18 protein-coding genes are annotated in these 17,757 nt (G+C 63.6%); 6 read left to right on the forward strand and 12 right to left on the reverse strand.

All coding sequences use genetic code 11. From position 1 onward, the window contains the following. Nucleotide 1: 1 nt before the first annotated feature. The 3 genes from P3T21_RS25550 to P3T21_RS25560 are packed head-to-tail and all read right to left on the reverse strand — an operon-like array spanning nucleotide 2 to nucleotide 4,091. Entirely contained in the window at nucleotides 2-1,384 is a 1,383-nt protein-coding gene (locus P3T21_RS25550) for a DUF6513 domain-containing protein (protein ID WP_429258745.1), read from the reverse strand. Next, a complete protein-coding gene (locus P3T21_RS25555) occupies nucleotides 1,363-1,962 on the reverse strand; it encodes a flavoprotein (RefSeq protein WP_429258746.1) in 600 nt (199 codons plus the stop codon). Before P3T21_RS25555 ends, P3T21_RS25550 begins: the two co-directional genes overlap by 22 nt. Continuing rightward, nucleotides 1,959-4,091: a sigma-54-dependent Fis family transcriptional regulator gene (locus P3T21_RS25560; RefSeq protein ID WP_429258747.1), complete on the reverse strand. Its 2,133-nt coding sequence runs from the start codon at nucleotides 4,089-4,091 to the stop codon at nucleotides 1,959-1,961. The genes P3T21_RS25555 and P3T21_RS25560 overlap by 4 nt, the downstream gene beginning before the upstream one ends. A 409-nt stretch (nucleotides 4,092-4,500) precedes the next feature. On the opposite strand from P3T21_RS25560, the gene P3T21_RS25565 reads away from it, so the two are divergent. Continuing rightward, nucleotides 4,501-5,028, forward strand: coding sequence for a dihydroneopterin aldolase (locus P3T21_RS25565; RefSeq protein WP_429258748.1), 528 nt, complete (start codon nucleotides 4,501-4,503; stop codon nucleotides 5,026-5,028). A gap of 76 nt (nucleotides 5,029-5,104) precedes the next feature. On the opposite strand, the gene P3T21_RS25570 is transcribed toward P3T21_RS25565, so the two are convergent. The 9 genes from P3T21_RS25570 to P3T21_RS25610 all read right to left on the reverse strand — a co-directional run bounded on the left by P3T21_RS25570 (nucleotide 5,105) and on the right by P3T21_RS25610 (nucleotide 13,120). After that, nucleotides 5,105-5,530 carry a hypothetical protein gene (locus P3T21_RS25570; protein WP_429258749.1) on the reverse strand — a complete coding sequence of 142 codons (426 nt, stop codon included), beginning with the start codon at nucleotides 5,528-5,530 and terminating at the stop codon, nucleotides 5,105-5,107. 99 nt (nucleotides 5,531-5,629) lie between these two features. Beyond that, nucleotides 5,630-6,139 (reverse strand): formaldehyde-activating enzyme, encoded by a 510-nt coding sequence (gene fae, locus P3T21_RS25575; protein WP_429258750.1) that lies wholly within the window; start codon nucleotides 6,137-6,139, stop codon nucleotides 5,630-5,632. A 167-nt stretch (nucleotides 6,140-6,306) separates the two neighbouring features. Beyond that, nucleotides 6,307-7,191, reverse strand: coding sequence for a triphosphoribosyl-dephospho-CoA synthase (locus tag P3T21_RS25580; protein ID WP_429258751.1), 885 nt, complete (start codon nucleotides 7,189-7,191; stop codon nucleotides 6,307-6,309). Further along, nucleotides 7,178-8,179, reverse strand: coding sequence for an ATP-grasp domain-containing protein (locus P3T21_RS25585; protein WP_429258807.1), 1,002 nt, complete (start codon nucleotides 8,177-8,179; stop codon nucleotides 7,178-7,180). The genes P3T21_RS25580 and P3T21_RS25585 overlap by 14 nt, the downstream gene beginning before the upstream one ends. Nucleotides 8,180-8,208: 29 nt before the next feature. Then, nucleotides 8,209-9,234, reverse strand: coding sequence for a methenyltetrahydromethanopterin cyclohydrolase (gene mch, locus P3T21_RS25590; protein WP_429258752.1), 1,026 nt, complete (start codon nucleotides 9,232-9,234; stop codon nucleotides 8,209-8,211). Continuing rightward, nucleotides 9,215-10,453: an ATP-grasp domain-containing protein gene (locus tag P3T21_RS25595; protein WP_429258753.1), complete on the reverse strand. Its 1,239-nt coding sequence runs from the start codon at nucleotides 10,451-10,453 to the stop codon at nucleotides 9,215-9,217. Before P3T21_RS25595 ends, mch begins: the two co-directional genes overlap by 20 nt. 16 nt (nucleotides 10,454-10,469) lie before the next feature. Continuing rightward, nucleotides 10,470-11,396 (reverse strand): NAD(P)-dependent methylenetetrahydromethanopterin dehydrogenase, encoded by a 927-nt coding sequence (locus P3T21_RS25600; RefSeq protein WP_429258754.1) that lies wholly within the window; start codon nucleotides 11,394-11,396, stop codon nucleotides 10,470-10,472. A gap of 106 nt (nucleotides 11,397-11,502) precedes the next feature. After that, on the reverse strand, nucleotides 11,503-12,546 hold the full coding sequence (locus P3T21_RS25605) for a beta-ribofuranosylaminobenzene 5'-phosphate synthase family protein (protein WP_429258755.1): 1,044 nt from the start codon (nucleotides 12,544-12,546) through the stop codon (nucleotides 11,503-11,505). Between the two features lie 187 nt (nucleotides 12,547-12,733). Continuing rightward, entirely contained in the window at nucleotides 12,734-13,120 is a 387-nt protein-coding gene (locus P3T21_RS25610) for a 4a-hydroxytetrahydrobiopterin dehydratase (protein ID WP_429258756.1), read from the reverse strand. A gap of 342 nt (nucleotides 13,121-13,462) precedes the next feature. Here P3T21_RS25610 and P3T21_RS25615 point away from each other — a divergent pair, with 342 nt between their 5' ends. The 5 genes from P3T21_RS25615 (at nucleotide 13,463) to P3T21_RS25635 (ending at nucleotide 17,757) form a co-directional block, all read left to right on the forward strand. Next, entirely contained in the window at nucleotides 13,463-13,609 is a 147-nt protein-coding gene (locus P3T21_RS25615; RefSeq protein ID WP_429258757.1) for a hypothetical protein, read from the forward strand. Beyond that, nucleotides 13,606-15,423, forward strand: coding sequence for a methanol/ethanol family PQQ-dependent dehydrogenase (locus P3T21_RS25620; protein WP_429258758.1), 1,818 nt, complete (start codon nucleotides 13,606-13,608; stop codon nucleotides 15,421-15,423). The genes P3T21_RS25615 and P3T21_RS25620 overlap by 4 nt, the downstream gene beginning before the upstream one ends. Before the next feature lie 164 nt (nucleotides 15,424-15,587). Next, nucleotides 15,588-16,001 (forward strand): c-type cytochrome, encoded by a 414-nt coding sequence (locus P3T21_RS25625; protein ID WP_429258759.1) that lies wholly within the window; start codon nucleotides 15,588-15,590, stop codon nucleotides 15,999-16,001. An 89-nt stretch (nucleotides 16,002-16,090) separates the two neighbouring features. Then, entirely contained in the window at nucleotides 16,091-16,984 is an 894-nt protein-coding gene (locus tag P3T21_RS25630; RefSeq protein WP_429258760.1) for a substrate-binding domain-containing protein, read from the forward strand. 8 nt (nucleotides 16,985-16,992) lie between these two features. Further along, nucleotides 16,993-17,757 (forward strand): hypothetical protein, encoded by a 765-nt coding sequence (locus P3T21_RS25635; protein ID WP_429258761.1) that lies wholly within the window; start codon nucleotides 16,993-16,995, stop codon nucleotides 17,755-17,757.

Consider the following 17,757-nt stretch of genomic DNA (forward strand, 5'->3'; position numbering starts at 1 on the left):
TTCACCGTTTCTTAAGCGTCACGCCCGGCGCGTGCCAAGCGCTCAGATCTTCTTCAGGGCGGTCAACCTCGCAGCCCCAGTCCAGCGCCGTGTCCTGATCAAAGCGCTTTCCCAGTTGCCACGCAATTTCCGCGCGCGCCAGCTGCACGCCCATATAAAACGCGTGACCGCCGTCGGCTTCGAGCTTAAGCCCTGGGTAAAGCGCATGCGGATCTTGAGCCGTTTGATGCCCGTCCCGGTTATAGACGTGAATGCCATCCGCCGCGACCTGTACACGAAAATTCGGATCGCGCACCGCGCTCGCCACCTCGTCGATTTCGTGCGCGTCATACGGAAACGGTCGCTTTGCGTGTAGCGCGGAAAGATCGCCTGAGATGCCTTTGGGCAACACCTGCGCTTCACGCGCCGCGTGCATCACGCGTCGCGCGACGTCCGCTTCGCGTATCGCCCGCCGCGCGTGCAGGCTGACCGAAGTCGTCAATACCGCGCTCACGCGCAACTCCGCGGCCATGCCCAGCAGCACCGCATTGATCCCGCTCGTATCCGCTTCGGTGAGTTCTGTGACGTTGCCGATGCCCATCATGATGCCGATCTGCGGATAACGCTCGCGCAACCCGACATAGCGCGCGATCGATGCCGCGAGCCCAAACGGAATTGGATCGAGAATCGGATCGGCGAGAAACGCGCGGCCGCGCTGGCTCATCGCATCGATTGCCGCATCGAGCGATGCGGGATCGCGCGGCTCGCGTGCGACCAGAATGGGCGTTGAAGGCACTTCATCGGCGATCCACAGCGTATCGAGGTTCAGACTCATCAGATAGTCGGCGCCCGCACGGCCGCCACGCACGAGTTCGTCGGTCTGCATCGAGTCGACGCTCACGCGATAGCCCTGTTCCTTCAGCATCCGCACAGCGTCGTCGAGATGGGGGAAGGGCGTCTCAGGCAGGCAGCCGATATCGATCACGTCCGCGCCCTGATCCGCATAGAGCCGCGCGCGGGCCGCGATGCCGTCGAGATCGAGCCGCGGCGCATCGACGATTTCCGCGAAGATCTCGGTCTCATAGCGCGACAGATCGAAGTGCTGTGCTTCGCGCCCAAAGAACTGCGGCAGATCCTTCACCTCGTCAGGGCCGCGTTCGACCGGTACACCGTAATGTGCGCGCAACGCATCGAGGTCGCCGCGACATCGCCCCGGCACGATCATCCGGCTCGCGGAGAGCGGGGTCTGCACACGACGCAGAATCAGGTCGGTTGTCATCAAACCCGCGACCTGTAGCCCGATTTCGCGGATTTCCCACGTGAACGGCGTGGGCGCCATGCCTTCCAGCACCTGCTTCAGGCTTTTCTCGGCCAGTCTGCCGGTCAGGAAGACGATGTGGTCCATGCAAGCTTAAGGTTGATCAGCCGTTGTTCGAGCGCCGCCTTGAGTTCATCGAGCGAGCGCGCCACCGTCGTGAATTCGATCCGCGCGAGCCGCTCCACATTCTCGAGTTCGATCGCGCGTGGGCGCACCTCGACCCATTCGTGCGGCGTCTGCGTAATGACACTCGGTGCCGTATCGCACGCGAAAACAATGCCAGGTACACATTGCTTGCCGGCCTGCGCGAAGAGGTTCGTCGGCAACGTATCCGAAATGCCGAACGCACATTTGGCGACCGTGTTGCTCGTTGCGGGCGCAATGATGACCGTGTGGTATTCGCCGTTATAGATCATGCCGACGGGCACGCTGCTCGCGCTGTTATCACGTACCACACGAAAATGCTCACGCAGCTTCGGAATCGTCCAGCCATAGAGCGGCAGCACTTCCTCGCCGGCCGCTGACAAAAACAGGTCCACGCCCGGCAGTTTCCGGGCGAGGTCGATCGATTCTTCGAGCATGTGACCCGAGCCGGTCACGCACCACGCGAACCGCGCGTCGGGCTTGAACTCGTCGAGCCGGCGAGCGGGCACGGGTGCATTCATGTGTCGGCGGGAGGCGGCGAGCCGTCGTGAGACAGGCGGATGTGCAGTCTGTGCATCTTCCGGTACAGCGTGTTACGGCTGATGCCAAGACCTTTCGCGACGTTGCTGACATTCCAGCGATGCTCGTCAAGGAGTGCCAGCACCGTTTCGCGCTCTTTCAGCTGGATTGCGTTGAGCGTGGAGATGTCCGCCTCGTCGGCAAGGTGGAAGGGCGCGGCGGCGTTCGATACCCCCGACCCGCGCGCCACGCTGGCGGCGCCTGTTATACCTGCGGTGCCCGTCGCGCCGGATGCACCGCGGCCGATATCCACCGGCAGGTGCGCACAACGAATTTCCGCGCCGTCGCACAACGCCATGGCCATCTGCAGAACATGGCGCAGTTGCCGGATATTGCCCGGCCACGCATAGCTCAGCAGTGCACGTTCAGCTTCTGCGCTGAGCGCTGGCGGATCGTCCGCTTCGCTTTCCAGAATATGATGGATGAGCGCAAGCGCATCCGCGCGATCGCGCAGCGCCGGAAGGTTAATCTCGATGCCGTTCAACCGGTAATACAGGTCTTCGCGGAACTGGCCGTTTTGCACGAGTTCCATCAGATTGCGGTGGCTGGCGCTAATCAGCTGGAAATCGACCTTGACGGTGACTTCCGCGCCAAGCGGTGTGACTTCCTGCTCCTCGATCACGCGGAGCAGCCGCGCCTGAAGCGCCATCGGCATATCGCCGATTTCGTCGAGAAACAGCGTGCCGCTGTTCGCCTGCACGATCTTGCCGCGTCGTCCCTCACGCTGCGCGCCGGTGAACGCGCCCGCGCGATAGCCGAACAGTTCGCTTTCGATCAGGTTCTCCGGCAGCGACGCGCAATTCACTGCGACAAACGCGCCCGCGCTATTCGGGCTGATGCTGTGCAATGCAGTCGCGAACACTTCCTTGCCGGTTCCTGTCTGCCCGCGCAGGATGATCGGAATCTTTCGCTGGATCACGCGCGCGGCGAGCTGGATCTGCGAAGCGATGCCGGGATCGCCGAACTCCAGATGCGAGAGTTTGTCGAGACGGCTGGTCTGGTCGCGGGCGTCGCTTATATTGCGCGTATCGCGGGCATTGCGGTTATCCCTGATATCGCGCTTGATGCCCCTGCTGCGTGCCGCGGACGAAAAATCGCGCGCGGTCGGATCGGTCATCAGGATGCGCGTCGCCGTGTCCGTGGCGTCGCGCGGCGTCTGCGCGATCAGGAAGAAGCGGTTATTGGCGTTCGCGCTGTACACGGTCACCGGATGGAACGAACCGCGGATGCTGCGCGCGATCATGTCTTCGAGCGACGAGTTGAACGCTTCCTCGATGCGTTTGCCGACCAGTTCCGCGTGCGAGCGGAAATCGAGCTGGAAGAGGGCGCTGCGGCTCGCGGCGAGTACCACGCCTTCATCGCTGACCGCGAGCTTGCCCGCGTGCAGCGTGCCGACGAACTCGGGGCGGCTATGAAAGTGGATCATGTGCGCGCGACGGTAACGCGCGTCGATCAGGCGGTTTTCGATCATCTGCCGCGACATGCCGACGAGCACCAGCGAATGCTGCTGCAACAGCTTCGAGTGGCTCGTGACATCGAGCACACCCGCCACCACGCCGCGATCGTCGAAGATCGGCGCAGCGGAGCACGTCAGCGACGTGTAACGCGGATAGAAGTGTTCATGCTGGTAAACCGCGATGCATTCGCGTTCGGCAAGACACGTACCCATGCCGTTCGTGCCCGCTTCGCGCTCGCTCCACAACGCACCGACGCGCAGACCATCCGCGGCAACGGCTTCGCCGAACGGCACCGACGACACCTGATGCACGATCACACCTTCCGCATCCACGAGCACGACGGCCAGTTCGGGATCGGCGAGCTGCTGATACAGCGTGGTCATTTCGAGCTTCGAGCAGGCGATCAGGTCGCTCGCGGCTTCGCGTCGCGCGACCAGTTCCTGCTGCGTGAGAATGGGCGGCATCACGAAATGCGCGGGATCGAGCCTGAATTCGTTCAGGCAGCGCGTCCATGACTGGGCCACCGAGGCGCTGGTGGGCCGCGTCGCCAACTGGTTGTTGACGGTACTGAGTACTTCCCTGACATGCGCATTGATGTCTGCAAGCGACGACATGGGGCGTTGTCTCCGTGGCGTCCGGCGCATGCACCACAAGGTTCGTGGCGCCTCCCCGGCGCGTATCTGTGTATGTTTCCCCTTGCGTTGCGCTTTCTGGAAGCGCGCATACGCCTCAATCAGGCCCATCCTGTCATGCGACAACCGGTGGAGTGCGATGTTTGCAGCCGCTGTCTGCAAACATCACACTCCACCCTTTCAAAACTCTACAACCGATAGCGCCCGTATTCAATAAATAGTCACGTCAGATACGCATCTGCGCCCGGAATTTGCTTTGCTGTGCAACACCCTTTCGGAAGACGGACGATCCAGCGTTACGCGCCCTATCCGGCGCACTATGTTCGCGTCACGCCCGAAGGCCGCCCGGTCTGCCGGAACGCGCAGACTGTCACACGCTAAAGGACACACCATGGACCGTTTCGACGCGATTCGCCATAGCGGTTTTTCCGCAGTTCCCCCGGTTTCCGATGCGGCGGTGCAGCATGCCGCATTCAGTTTTTCCGCGACTGACGCGCGCCCGGCGCCGCTCGATATGGTCTATATCGAGGGATTCACGGGCCAGACCGTGATCGGCATCGACAAATCGGAATTGCATGCGCCTCAGCCTGTGCACATGAGTCTCACGATTGGCGTTCCGTCGATTCGCGCGTGTGTGACCGATCGTATCGACGACACCATCGACTATGCGGCGGTACGCGTAGCGTTGCACGGCCTGCTCAAATCGCATGGCGTGCAGCTGCTCGAAGCGCTCGCGGAAAAGGTCGCGCAGCTGGTGATCGCGGATTTCGGCGCGCACTGGGTGCGGGTTTCGCTCGCGAAACCGGCTAAATTCGACGACGTCGAATCAGTGGGCGTGCTGATCGAGCGCCGGCGCGAAGAAGCGTATACCGCTCACGCGACGTGGGCTTCGCTTGGCGAAGGGCTGATTCCTGACTGAATGCATTGCGACGCGCAACAAGGACGCGGTGCGGAAAGCGCCGCGCCGGTTTGCTGACCGCCCAGCCCAAGGCGATCTATTTCGCAGGCGCGGCGGCGCCTGCGGCTGCAGCTGCAGTCTTGCTGACGCCACAGGCGCGATACGCCTCGGCCTGCAACGTGAGGAATTTCTTCGACTGTGCTTTCGCACGATCGACGCGGAATTCCCCGCCACCTTCACCGCCGAGCGTCGCGTATTTCGCAAACGTCGATTGCTCGACGAAATCGTCGTAGGGCAGCACGGCGGCGATATGGTCGATGGCACATGAGCATTTGTAGACGTTGGCGAAGTCGTGCCCGTTGTCGTCCATGCAAGTGAGCACGTATTCGACACGTCCCTGCGTGGGATAGTCGTGGCCTTGTGCGGGATTGCCGGCAGTGGCAGGCGCATCCTGCGCGAGCGACACAGTCGGGGCCAGCGCGCAGCACGCGAGAACCAGCAGCGCGCGACATCGTGAAGTCATGCCGGAACCTCGTTGTCAATGCATCGATCTGCGTTCGCGACGGCAAGGCTCGATGCGCACCTCGCCGTCGCTACCTCGCGTCGCGAGTCAGTCAATGAGTCAGTTAGGCGCGAACGGATGCGCCACGGTGGCCTTCTTCGCGACAACCTCCGCCGCGCTCGGCTCTCCGGCTATCGCGCGCTGGATGGCTTCGCGTGTTGCCTTGTAGTTGAACTCCTGAATCTTCTTGTCGTCGTCGGCCTGCCAGTGGATGAAGACGCCGACGCAGAGAAACAGGTCGTCGGCTTCGTCCTTCGGGATCGTGCCGTCTTCGACGCTATCCGCCACCGCCAGTGCGACGGCGTGCTGCGCCGGGCCGAACATCTGAACGGCCTGTTTCGCGCCCTTGATCGTCACCTTGTTGAAGAGGATGGTGTTCGGCTTGGTAAGCAGGTTCGGCGCGACGACAGCCAGCAACGACGTGAAGCCGTCCTTGTTGTTGGTGAGCGCGTGGCAGAACGCAGTCTCGGCAGCAGAACCTCGCGGTCCGATCAGAAGATCGATGTGAGCGACCTCGTTGCCTTCGCCGACCAGCGACTCTCCTACCATGACGCGGTTGATCTTGGCCATGCTGTTCCTCCGGTGATTGTGTACGGGTGTGTCGGACTGCGTTCACTCGCGACGCCGCGACTACGGCCGCGCAAGACGTGGATGAGCGGATAGCTAAGCGTGGTGTTCCTAACATGTTCCGTGCCAATGCAGGTTCGAGGCCTGACGCCGCGCGTCACGGGTTCGTTTCAGACGCCGTTTAGCACACCGCCGACGAAGAGTGTCGCGACCGTCAGATCGGCGCTCGTGCCCGGATTGATGCCGCGCGCCTTGAGTTCGGCGTCCCATCGGGCGATTCCGCTCCCGGGCGTTCCGTCGATCCCGCTTTCCGGATCCGCCAGTGAGGCACGCCACAGCGCGTGCTGCCGCTGTGCTTCGCGCGTGACACTTTGCGCCACCGTCTCACCGTGCTTGCGCACTATGTGCGAATCGGGCCAGCGGCTCAGGTACGTGAGGAAGACGTCGAGCGTGATGATGGCCGGCGGCGTTTCGCGTGACCATTCGCCTAGCGTGGTGATGTATGTGTCGAATACATCGTAAAAGCCTTCGGCATATTGACGCGCGATGCTGTCGCGCGCGGCGGCAAGTTTCATTGCAGCGCGCAGGTCGACCGTGGGTTCGGCGTGGACGGTCTGCTCCGGCGCGTCGCCGAGGCCGCCCGGGTTGGCGAGTGCGATGGCGCGGTATGCGGTGCGGGCGTCTTCGATATCGAGCCTGGAAAGCGCGCTTTCCGTCGCGGCGCGCCATGTTGCTGCGTCTGGAGGATCACGTAGCGTGTCGAGCGCGGCTGCGAGCGGCGCGACCAGCAGCACGATTCCCAGATTCGTATTGCAGCCCACGCTTTCACGCGTCAGTGTGACCGCGTCGAGAATGCGTTGGCCGATTGCTGCACTGCGCCTGAACAGTGCGTTCGCAGCCGCGTCCGCGCTCGCGATGAACTGCGCGGACGTCATGCCGTGTCCCGCACTTTCCACGCTGACGTTGCCCGGTTTCGCCGTTTCGACATCGAGCCGGCAGGCGCGCAGGAAGGCCGCGCGTGCGCGTGCGAGCGTGGTGCTGTCAGCCGCCTGCATGGCCGCCACCGACTAGCGGCGCAGGCGCAATCGACGCAGCGCGTGAAGCGGCGAGCTTGCGGTCGAGCAGATCGGCGACCAGCGCGTCGGCGATATCGAGTGACGTGACCGATTGCAGGCCGCGCCACGCGGCGACGCCGTTGACTTCGAGCACGAGCGGCCGGTCTGCATCGTCAGGATCGGGAATCAGGTCGACGCCTGCGTAGTCGAGGCCGAGCGCTTCGGTGGCGCGCACGGCGCTGTCGGCGAGGGTGTCGTCGAGCGCGGCGGGTTCGCATGCGGCGCCCTGCGCGAAGTTGTGAATCCAGCCCTTGCCGCCGACGCGCCGCATCGCCGCCACCGCGCATCCACCGACGACAAGCACGCGCCAGTCGAAGCCACGCCTTCCGCCGTCGACATAGCGCTGCAGATACGCGACATGCTGATACGTACGCAGCGACGGTAGCGGCTTGAGCATGCTGGCGGCCGAGGCTGCTGTCCGAGCGCTGGCGCCGAGCCGGCGCAGGCCTTTGCCCTGCGAGCCGAATAGCGGTTTGAGCACGACCTGACGGCCGAGAGCGGCTTCGCGCATCAGCACGCGCTGCGCGTATGCGGTCGATTCGCCCGCCCACGTCGGCGGCGTTGGCACGCCGTAGCGGTTGAGCAGGAAGCTCGTCATCGATTTGTCGACGCTGCGCTCGATCGCGCGCGCGTCGTTGTAGACGGGTACACCGCATTCGCGCAACGCATGCAGGATGCCGAGGCGCAGTGTCACCTGTTCGAACGTGCCGCCCGCGATGCCGCGCACGAATACCGCATCGGGTAGCGCATGGCCGAAGCCGGGCAGGGCAAGGCCGTATGGCGCCCACGTCGTATCGATGCGGCAGTCGGCAAGATCGACGCAACGGGCTTCGACACCGCGCGCGCGAAACGCGCGCTTCAGCCGCGCGGTGTGCCAGCCGGTTTCGTCAGTCATGATCGCGACGCGCAGGCCATCCGATGACGTCATAGCGCGCGTATCGAGCCTTTCGTCGCCACTCACGGCGCGCTCCCCGCGCCCCATTGGGCCTGCAGCAACGCAGCATCGACGCGTCCGCCGTGATACGTCGCGCCGCTTTCGAGGCTGCTGACCCACACCTCGGCGGGCGCAAAGAGCGCTGCATCGATCTGGTAGAAGTCATAGTTGAACGACGCGAAGATGTCGGCGAACGGACGCCCGTAATCGCGTGCATTCGACGAAGGCAGTTCCGCCGCCAGCCGGCGCGCGACAGCGTCCTGCTTCACCGTGAGATGAACGCGGCCGCCGTACAGGATCGCATCGTTGGTGCGGCCCATCGCCTGAATGCCTTCGGGCGCGGGCGGCGGCAAGGGCGCAGAGCCGCTCCCCTCGACGATTTCGCCCAGATCGACGCCGAGCACATGCGTCTTGTGCAGCGCAACTTCGACCACGCGTGCGACGACCTGCACCGTCCCTGCGACAGAGTGTGTCGGCGTGATGACCAGCGTCAGCCGGTCGGGTGCGAGGCCGCAGTCACGCACGACCTTGTCGATGACGATGTGCGGCGGCATGCGGTCCACTTCGAGCACCAGTGCGCCGCAGTCGTGATGGTCGCGATAGTCGAGTTCCGTGAACAGGTCTTCCTTGCCCGCGAGCGCACGGGCAGGGCCTGAGCCGAGCGAAAAGAACTTCTTGCCGCCGGTTTGTTCCTTCGTCGCCGAGAGGCTCCAGCCCGCGTATTGACTGCCGAGGCAGGCCAGCACCGGCGACGAGGTCCGCACGTCGATCGTGACGGGCCACAACGGGTCCGCCTCCGCGCTCATGCGGGTCGTGACGTGCCCAAGGCCTCCCATGCAGATGCGGGCGACCAGCACGCCCGCGTCGATGCTGCCCGGCGCCGCCACGCCCGCATCGACGACGACGGTGCCTTCGTCGGTGCGCGAATGCGCGATACGCAGCTGCGCCGCTTCGTCGATGAGCTGGGCGACGAGCGGCGCGCTGAGTGCGTTCACGCTCAGCGCGGGCAACGGTGCGGCGCCGGGGGAACTAGCCGGGGATGGCGTCATGGTGGGACTCGTCGCTGGTTTCGATGCGGTGCAGAAGACGCTCACGTTCGCGTTCCAGCGCGTCCGGCACGTCCTCCACGGAAGGTGCGGTCACGACGAGCGTGCAGACCGGCTGACCCGTTTCGATGCGCGTGCCGGGCTGCGGGACGTCGTGACAGACGGAGTCGTCGAGGCATGCATCGCTGAATGCCTGCGTGACCGTGAAGTCGTACGGCGCGAACAGCACACGCTGCCCGGCGCGGCGACGCGGCGCCGTCGGGCGGCGCATGGCGTCGGGGAGCTTGCCGTTCAGGCACGCGTCGATGTGGCAGGCGATCAGGCCGCGCGGCCATTGCTCAGGCCATACGGTTTCGTAAAGCGCCATCGTCGATGACGGACGCGCGTTGATTTCGAGCACCTGAAACGACTCGCCATCGAGCAGGAAGTCGATACTGTTCAGGCCCGTCAGCCCCGTGCGCGAAACGATTGCGTCGATCGCCGCGTGGAGTTTATCCACGACGCCATCAGGCAGATCGACAGGACCGATCGATCCCGCATGCACGAAGGGCAGATTGCCTGCTTTCACCGTGAGTTGTCTTGCGAACCCGATCACGACGGCATCCTGATGCGCGGCGATAAAAAGCGCCGACATCGACTGCCCGGGGTCAACGCGCTGAAAATAGACTTGCGGAGCGGCCTCGTTCTGCGCCCACGTATCAAGAGACTCGATATGCGTGCCGCCGCAACCCGCTGCGTGCTTGACGAGCCAGCCAGCCGGATCGAAAGCAGGCCGCGCGAACGACACGGCCGGATGCGCGATATCGAGCTCATCGAGCAGCGCGAAGAAGCGTTGCGGATCGCGCACCGCGGTCGTCGCGTCTTCGCTGTTGCCGATCCAGCGAGGCAGATGCGGTGTGCGATAGAGGTCTTCCACAAGCGGCTCCAGTCCGCTGCCGGCGATCCACCCCAGCATGTGGGGAATGTGCCCCACGCGCTCCAGTGCATCCAGGATCCGTTCGCGATCGATCTTCAGCGCGCCGCTGCCCTCGCCCACGTCGAACCAGAATCTGGCGTAGTGCAGCGTATCGCGATCCCCGAACAGATCGAGTGCGACGACGTTCAGCCCCGCACGCGCGGCCGATTGCGCCAGCATCCTCGCCGACTGGCCCACCACCGCAACGTACGGCGCGCGCGACGACGCGGGCTGTGCGGACTTCACCGATGACCTCAGCGATGACATGGACGACGTCCCACCGTCACGCGCTGCCGGAGGTGATTGCGCGGGCTTCGTCGAACGCCTCGGGGAAGCCGAGATAGACGGGTTTGCCGCCGGTACGCATCCGCAGGAAGAGGCGATGCTCGACCTGATATTTGACGTTGCCGATCGCGAGCGCGCCGATCCCGATTGCATCGTGGCGCGCAGCGCCGGCGAGCGGTTTACCGTCGTCCATCACGTTGACGCCCGCGATGCCTTCCGGCGGCACGGCGTTGACGTCGGCGGCGATCAGCAGATGTTTTGCGTGCGCAAGATCCGCGGATGTCATCAACTGCACGCCCGCCGCGGCCGTTGCAAATACGATCTCCGCGCGCGCAAGCGCAGCGTGCAGTTCGTCGGGCGAGCCGGCGGCCACGCCCGAGGTCGCGATATCGAAACGGCGATTGATTTCGTCGCTCACCTGCGTGGCGCGCGCGCGGCTTGTGTGGCTCGCGATCTGCACGTCCGCGCCGAGCGACGCTGCCATCGCTGCCGCAACGCGGCCCACCGCGCCCGTGCCGCCGAGTATCAGCACGCGTTTGCCGCCGAATTCGGCCTTATGTTCCTTCTTCAGATGAGATTCGACCAGCGCGACGAGCGCCGCCGCTGTCGTGTAGGCACCGCTCGGGTCGGCGAAGACGGAGACCTCGAACGGCGGCACCATGGCCTGGCGCGCGAGATCGAGCATATCGGCGGCGAGCATCACGTCGCGGCCGCCGATGAAGACGCCCGTGCGCGAGACGCCCTTCGGGCCGCGCGAAAAGATCGCGTCCTGGGTCAGCTGGACGACGCTTTCCTCGCCGACGTTGCAGTAGGGCACGACGATCTGATAACCGGCGTCGACGGCCATGTTCACGTCGAACGGGCTCATCTGCGGCGTTGCCGTGAACATGTGCAGGATGTAGGGCCTTTCAGTGGCTTCGGGCATGGGCGTAGGCTCATTTCAGGTTGGCGTCACGCGGGTGGCGGGACGACGGAACAGGTTGGGCGCGGCGCTAGCAGCGCGCGTGAGGCGCACGTGGGCAGGGCCTGTGTCATTGCGCATCGATCCCGCATTGCTGCAGATCGACGGCGCGCAGCGAGGCGCCGCGATTGCGGCCCGTGACAATCGAACAGACGATGCCGGGCTTGCCGCGGCTCGCGTCCTGCGCAGCGGCGAGTGCGCGCACCGCTTCTTCGGCGTTGCGCACGAATGCAAACCCGGTCGGGCCCCACGATGTCTGGCCGATGCCGGCCGTCTGCCGGGCGGCGACGGCTTCGAGCGTCGCGGCGACGGTCGGGCTCGAAAACACACCGCCCTGCACGGGCGCGAAGTATTCGCCGATCGTCTGCTGCATTTCGGTGATGCCGTCGGCGAACGCGTCAAAATCGCTTTCCGCGATGCCGGGCAGAATGCGCAACAGCACCAGATGACACAGATGCGCGGCAAGTGCCTGCGGAAAAGGCGCGAGCGATGCGAGGCCGCGTTTTTCAGCGTCGCCGTGCAGGCCTTCGCGGGTTGTATCGTCGACGAGCAGGATGCGCCACGCGTCAGGAAACGGTTGACGGAAGAGCAGCGGTGGCACGTCGGTATGAAAGTGGCCGCTGCCTTCCCCCGGATGCGCCGGTCCGCCATCGACAAGAAAGCCGCCATGGTCGAAGCCGAGCATGCCGATGCCCGAGCGTGCGCCGCGCCCGAGAATGCGTGCAATTTCCGCGCTGCCCGACGATCTGCCGGCGAGACGCGCGTAAGCCGTGCCGATTGCGAGCGCGAGCTGCGTGCCCGAGCCGAGACCTGTATGCGCACGCGGCGCGCGCTGCACGTCGATTGAGACCGGCGGCCCGCTCCACGCGGCGCAGAGCGCTTCCACGTAGCCTTCGACGCGCGCGCGTTCCGCATCGCTGCGCGTGCCGTCGACGCGCAGTGCGTCCGCCAGCCGCATCGTGATTCGGGTGCCGCGCTCGTCGATGGTGAGGCCCACGCTGCCGAACGCGCGGCCGAGCGAGCCGTTCGGGTCGAGGAAGCCCAGGTGCAGGCGCGCGGGCGCGTCGACCGTCACGGCCGATGGCGGGGCAAGGCTACCGGAATGGATCTGCATCGCGAGGGTTCCTCGTTCGCGGACGCTGGCCCGGCATGGATCGGCGTCAAAAGGCATCAAGGTCGTCGAAAACCCGCGCCAGGCGTGGGTCACGGCGCATGCCACCTGTCACGCGGGTGGCGCGCCGGAGAGTGCAAAGCAAGAGCCGTACCAGACGCTTTCCTGCGCAGGCTCAACCGGCCGGCGTTCAACCCTTCGGCGCGTCGTACTTGATGTAGCGAAAGCGCTGGTCGTCGGCAGGCGTGCCTTCGAGCGGGCCGCCTTCCCGACCGGGCTGCCACTGGATCACTTCCTCAATTTTCGTCGCCAGCGCGAAGTCTTTATCGGTGATGCCTTTCGCCGAATGCGTCTTCAGCTTCACGATGACAAACGCATACGAGACGGTCAGATCCGGGTGATGCCAGGCGGCTTCGGCAAGGTGGCCCACGGTATTCACCACCATCAGCGTGCCTTTCCAGCTCTCGGTCTTGAACTTGCGGCGCAGCCAGCCTTCTTCCAGATACCAGTGCTGCAGCGGACCCTGCAGACGCTGCTGGATTTCCTCGTCGGAATACACGTGTTCAGCTTGAGTCATGGTGGCGGTCTCCGTCTGGTCTTCACGTTGAATCCAGTAAAGCTGCAAGCAATGCGCCAGTATTCCGAAAGCTTAGGCCGCTTCGATGGCGTTTTCCATGACGCGCCATGGATGCGGAAACCGGGCCGCCGCATCAGGCCCGCACGGCTGCGACGCGCGGGTCATGCTGCGCCGCGTCATGACAGCATGCGCACGCGGCCGGGTCGTGGCGCATCACGTATCGCGTATTTGACACAGTATGTGTCGCAATCCGAAGGATCATGTGTCGCACGCGCGGAGCCGTTGTGTCATTTCCCGTCGGGAAGCCAGCGCCGCGTGCCATGTCCCTTTCCGGCATGGAATATGCAAACGCTCTTGGGGAGCAAGAACCTGGCAATGAATCAGGCGAAGCACGGTCGTTACCCGCATTCGAGACAGGCGCACTCGGTGCAACACGGTAGCGCGGTCATTGACGAATCGGACGGCTTCATCAATCTGGAGGAGACATGAACGTACGCACCCTGGTTCTCGGACTGGCGGTGGTGGCGGCGACGGCACTGAATTCATTTGTTGCACAGGCCGATTCGCAGCTCGACACGCTGATCAAGAACCCCTCGAACTGGGCGGCACAGGCGGGCGATTACTCGAATCACCGCTACAGTCCACTCAAGCAGATCAACGAAAGCAATGTGGGCAAACTGCAGGTTGCCTGGACGATGTCGACTGGCGTATTGCGCGGTCATGAAGGCTCACCGCTCGTCATCGGCGACACGATGTACATCCACTCACCGTTTCCTAACAAGGTCATTGCGATCAACCTGAAGGACCAGACGTTCATCTGGCAATACGAACCGAAGCAGGACGCGCAGGTGATTTCGGTGATGTGCTGTGACACGGTCAACCGCGGCCTGGCTTACGGCGACGGCAAGATCTTTCTCCAGCAGGCCGATACAAAACTCGTCGCGCTGAATGCAAAGACAGGCGAAGTAGTCTGGACCGCGCAGAACGGCAATCCGAAAGCAGGTGAAACCAACACCAATGCGCCGCACGTATTCGGCGACAAGGTGCTCACCGGCATCTCGGGTGGCGAGTTCGGCGTACGCGGACGTCTGATCGCTTATGACATCAAGACGGGCAAGGAAGTCTGGAAGGCCTACAGCACCGGTCCCGACGCAGAAATGTTGATGGACCCCGACAAGACGATGACGTGGACGGACGGCAAGATGGTGCCGATCGGCGCGGATTCGTCGCTGAAAAGCTGGAGTGGCGACCAGTGGAAATCCGGCGGTGGTACGACGTGGGGCTGGTACGCGTGGGATCCCAAGCTCAACCTTGTCTACTATGGCACCGGTAATCCGGGTACATGGAACCCGACGCAACGTCCCGGTGACAACAAATGGTCGATGTCGATTTTCGCGCGCGATCTGAACACCGGTAAGGCGAAGTGGGTGTACCAGATGACCCCGCACGACGAATGGGACTATGACGGCGTCAACGAAATGATTCTTGTCGACCTGCCGATCGGCGGCAAGACGACACCGGCGATTGTTCACTTTGACCGTAACGGCTTCGGGTACACATTGAATCGTGTAACCGGACAACTGCTTGTCGCCGACAAATACGACCCGGCGGTGAACTGGGCCGATAGCGTCGATGTGAAGTCGGGTCTGCCGGTGCGCAATGCCACCTACTCGACGCAGAAAGCCGGTCCGGATCACAATGTCAAGGGCATCTGCCCGGCAGCGCTCGGTTCGAAAGACCAGCAGCCGGCGGCCTTCGATCCCGCCTCGAAACTCTTCCTCGTACCGACGAATCACGTCTGCATGGACTATGAGCCGTTCCAGGTGGAATACGTATCCGGTCAACCGTTCGTAGGCGCCACGCTGTCGATGTATCCAGGCCCGAACGAAAACGGCGCGATGGGCAACTTCATCGCGTGGGATGCGGCGAAGGGCAAGATCGCATGGTCGAAGAAGGAGAAATTCTCGGTATGGTCTGGCGCGCTCGCGACCGCAGGCGGCATCGCGTTCTACGGCACGCTCGAAGGCTATATCAAGGCCGTGCGGATCAAGGACGGCAAGGAACTGTGGAGGTTCAAGACGCCATCCGGAATCATCGGCAACGTCTTCACGTATGAGTATCAGGGCAAGCAGTTCATCGGCGTCTATTCGGGCATCGGCGGCTGGGCGGGCATCGGCATGGCAGCGGGTCTCGAGAAGCCGACGGAAGGCCTGGGCGCAGTCGGTGGCTATCGCGAACTGGCGAAGTACACGGCGCTGGGCGGAACACTCTTCGTGTTCGCCATTCCCGGCGGCAAAGGCTGATTTTCCGGCCGTATGAAGTCAAGGAGACGCACGTCGCGCATGGATCGCGCGGCGGCGTCCCCGTCGGCGGCATGACTGTTGCTGCTGGAAAGGTATTTTCGTTTCGCGATGCGTGGCGCAAAGCGTCATGTGAGCGGAACCCATAAACTGATGGAGACGAACGCATGAAAGGCCGATCACTCTTGCCGCTCGCGATAGCACTCGTTGTGCTGCCCTCATCATTTGCCCAGACCAGCGGTGGACAGATGAAGCCGGTGACCTACAAGGTCGTCGATGGCAACAAGGTCGATACCGAGACCCTGCAGGGATGGAAGACGTGGCGCGCGCTTGCGTGCGAGCGCTGTCATGGCGCGAAGCAGGAGGGGCTGGTCGGTCCCTCACTCGTCGATGCGTTCAAGACGCTCGACAAGAACGAATTTCACCGCACGGTATTCGGCGGACGCGTGGATAAGGGCATGCCCGATTTCAGCTCCAGCACGATGATGCAGAAGAACTGGGAAAACCTGTATGCGTATCTGAAAGGGCGCTCCGACGGCAAGATCAATCCCGGCGATCTGCAGGCCCTTGATGCAAAATGAGGCGACACGCGACGCAACGCGCGCGTGTAGTGTGTGCTGTTTCGTGTCCTGCATCGTGTGCCGCGCGTCCCGTTCTTCCGGAGGTATCGATGTCTGATCGCAAGCTGACTCTCGCGACGCTCGTCCGCGTCGCCGTGTTGTGCTGTGCCGGTTCGGGGATGCACGCCGCGTACGCCGATCCTCCGCTGCCGAATAACGACGGCAACGACGGTGTACTGCGCGTCTGCGCGGATCCTAACAACATGCCGCTGTCGAACAACAAGGGCGAGGGCTACGAAAACCAGATCGCCAGCCAGATGGCGAGCGATTTCGGCTACAAGCTCGAATACACGTATTTTCCGCAGCGCATGGGCTTCGTGCGGCGCACGCTGCGCGACAAGGTGCCCGACACGGAGAACTTCAAGTGCGATCTGATCATCGGCGTACCGAAGGGTTATGACCTGACGGCGACGACGCGTCCGTATCTGCACTCCACGTACGCGATGGTGTTTACGAAGCGCCCCGATCTGGCGAGTATCAACACGCCCACTGACCTGTTAAAGCTGCCGCCCGAAACACTCCACAAGCTGCGCCTCGGCATCTTCTCGCAGACGCCGGCCGTCGACTGGCTGCTCAGCAATAACCTGATTGAGCAGGCGGTGTCGTATCAGGCGCAGAGCGGCGACCCGGCTGCGTTTCCCGGCGAAATGATCGAACACGACCTGGCGTCGGGGACTGTCGATGTCGTCTTTCTGTGGGGACCGATTGCGGGGTATTTCGCAAAACGCGCCGGCGACAAGGTCAAGCTCGTGCCATTCCCGCCGACGCCCGGCATCCGCTTCGATTTCGAAATCTCGATGGGCACCCGTTACGGCGAGAAAACGTGGACGACGAAGGTCGATCAGTGGATTGGTCACAATCAGGCAAAGATCGACAAAATCCTCACGAGTTACGAGGTGCCGCTCTTGCCGGTCGCGAGCGCGCCGACCGCTGCTGCCCAATGAGCCGCCGCATGCGGCACGCGATGCGCGTCGCGTGCGGCTTCCTTGTCGCATATGTGTGCCTGGGCGGCGCGGCGTTCGCGGCGAGCACCGCCGCGAACGCCACCACCCCAGACGACATCGCGCCGGCGGAGAAGCTCATTTTCATGACGACGCATATGACCGGCATCGAGGCGCAGACGGAACTCGATTACGCGTTCAGTCTGTCCGGCCCGCCAGCGAAGATCAACGATACGGTTCGCGTGCTCGTTGTCAGTCCAGGCAACGCGAAGAGCGACGCGCATATCACCGATCGCAGCGGTAACGTGAACGTCTCCGGTGAAGGCCTGCCGTGCAATCCCGTGATCCTCTATTTTCTCGAGCGTGATATCGCCGAGATGGAGCAGCTCACCGGCGGCCAGCGCCGTTATTTCCAGCGCCGCGTGCGTCTCGCGCTCGCAGCCGGTCCGCCGATCACGCCGGTTGTGACCGAGGTTGGCGGAAAACCGGTCAAGGCGCAGAAGATCGTGATCCAGCCCTACCTCGACGACCCTAACGCAGCGCGTTTTGCGCAATACACGGGCAAGCGCTACACGTTCATCATCGCCGACGAAACGGTGCTGGGTCGCGTCATGTCGATTCGCACCGAGGTGCCGGGCGCAAACAACGATTTTGCGCATCCGTTGCAGACAGAGACCCTGAGTTTCACCGGCGCGCTGCACAGCCTCGCCGCGCCGTCGAAGCCCGGTCAACCCGCGCCGGTTAAATCGCCACAGGCGCCGCGTGCGAGTCGCTAG

It is taken from the genome of Paraburkholderia sp. GAS334, from assembly GCF_050436625.1.
Taxonomy (GTDB): domain Bacteria; phylum Pseudomonadota; class Gammaproteobacteria; order Burkholderiales; family Burkholderiaceae; genus Paraburkholderia.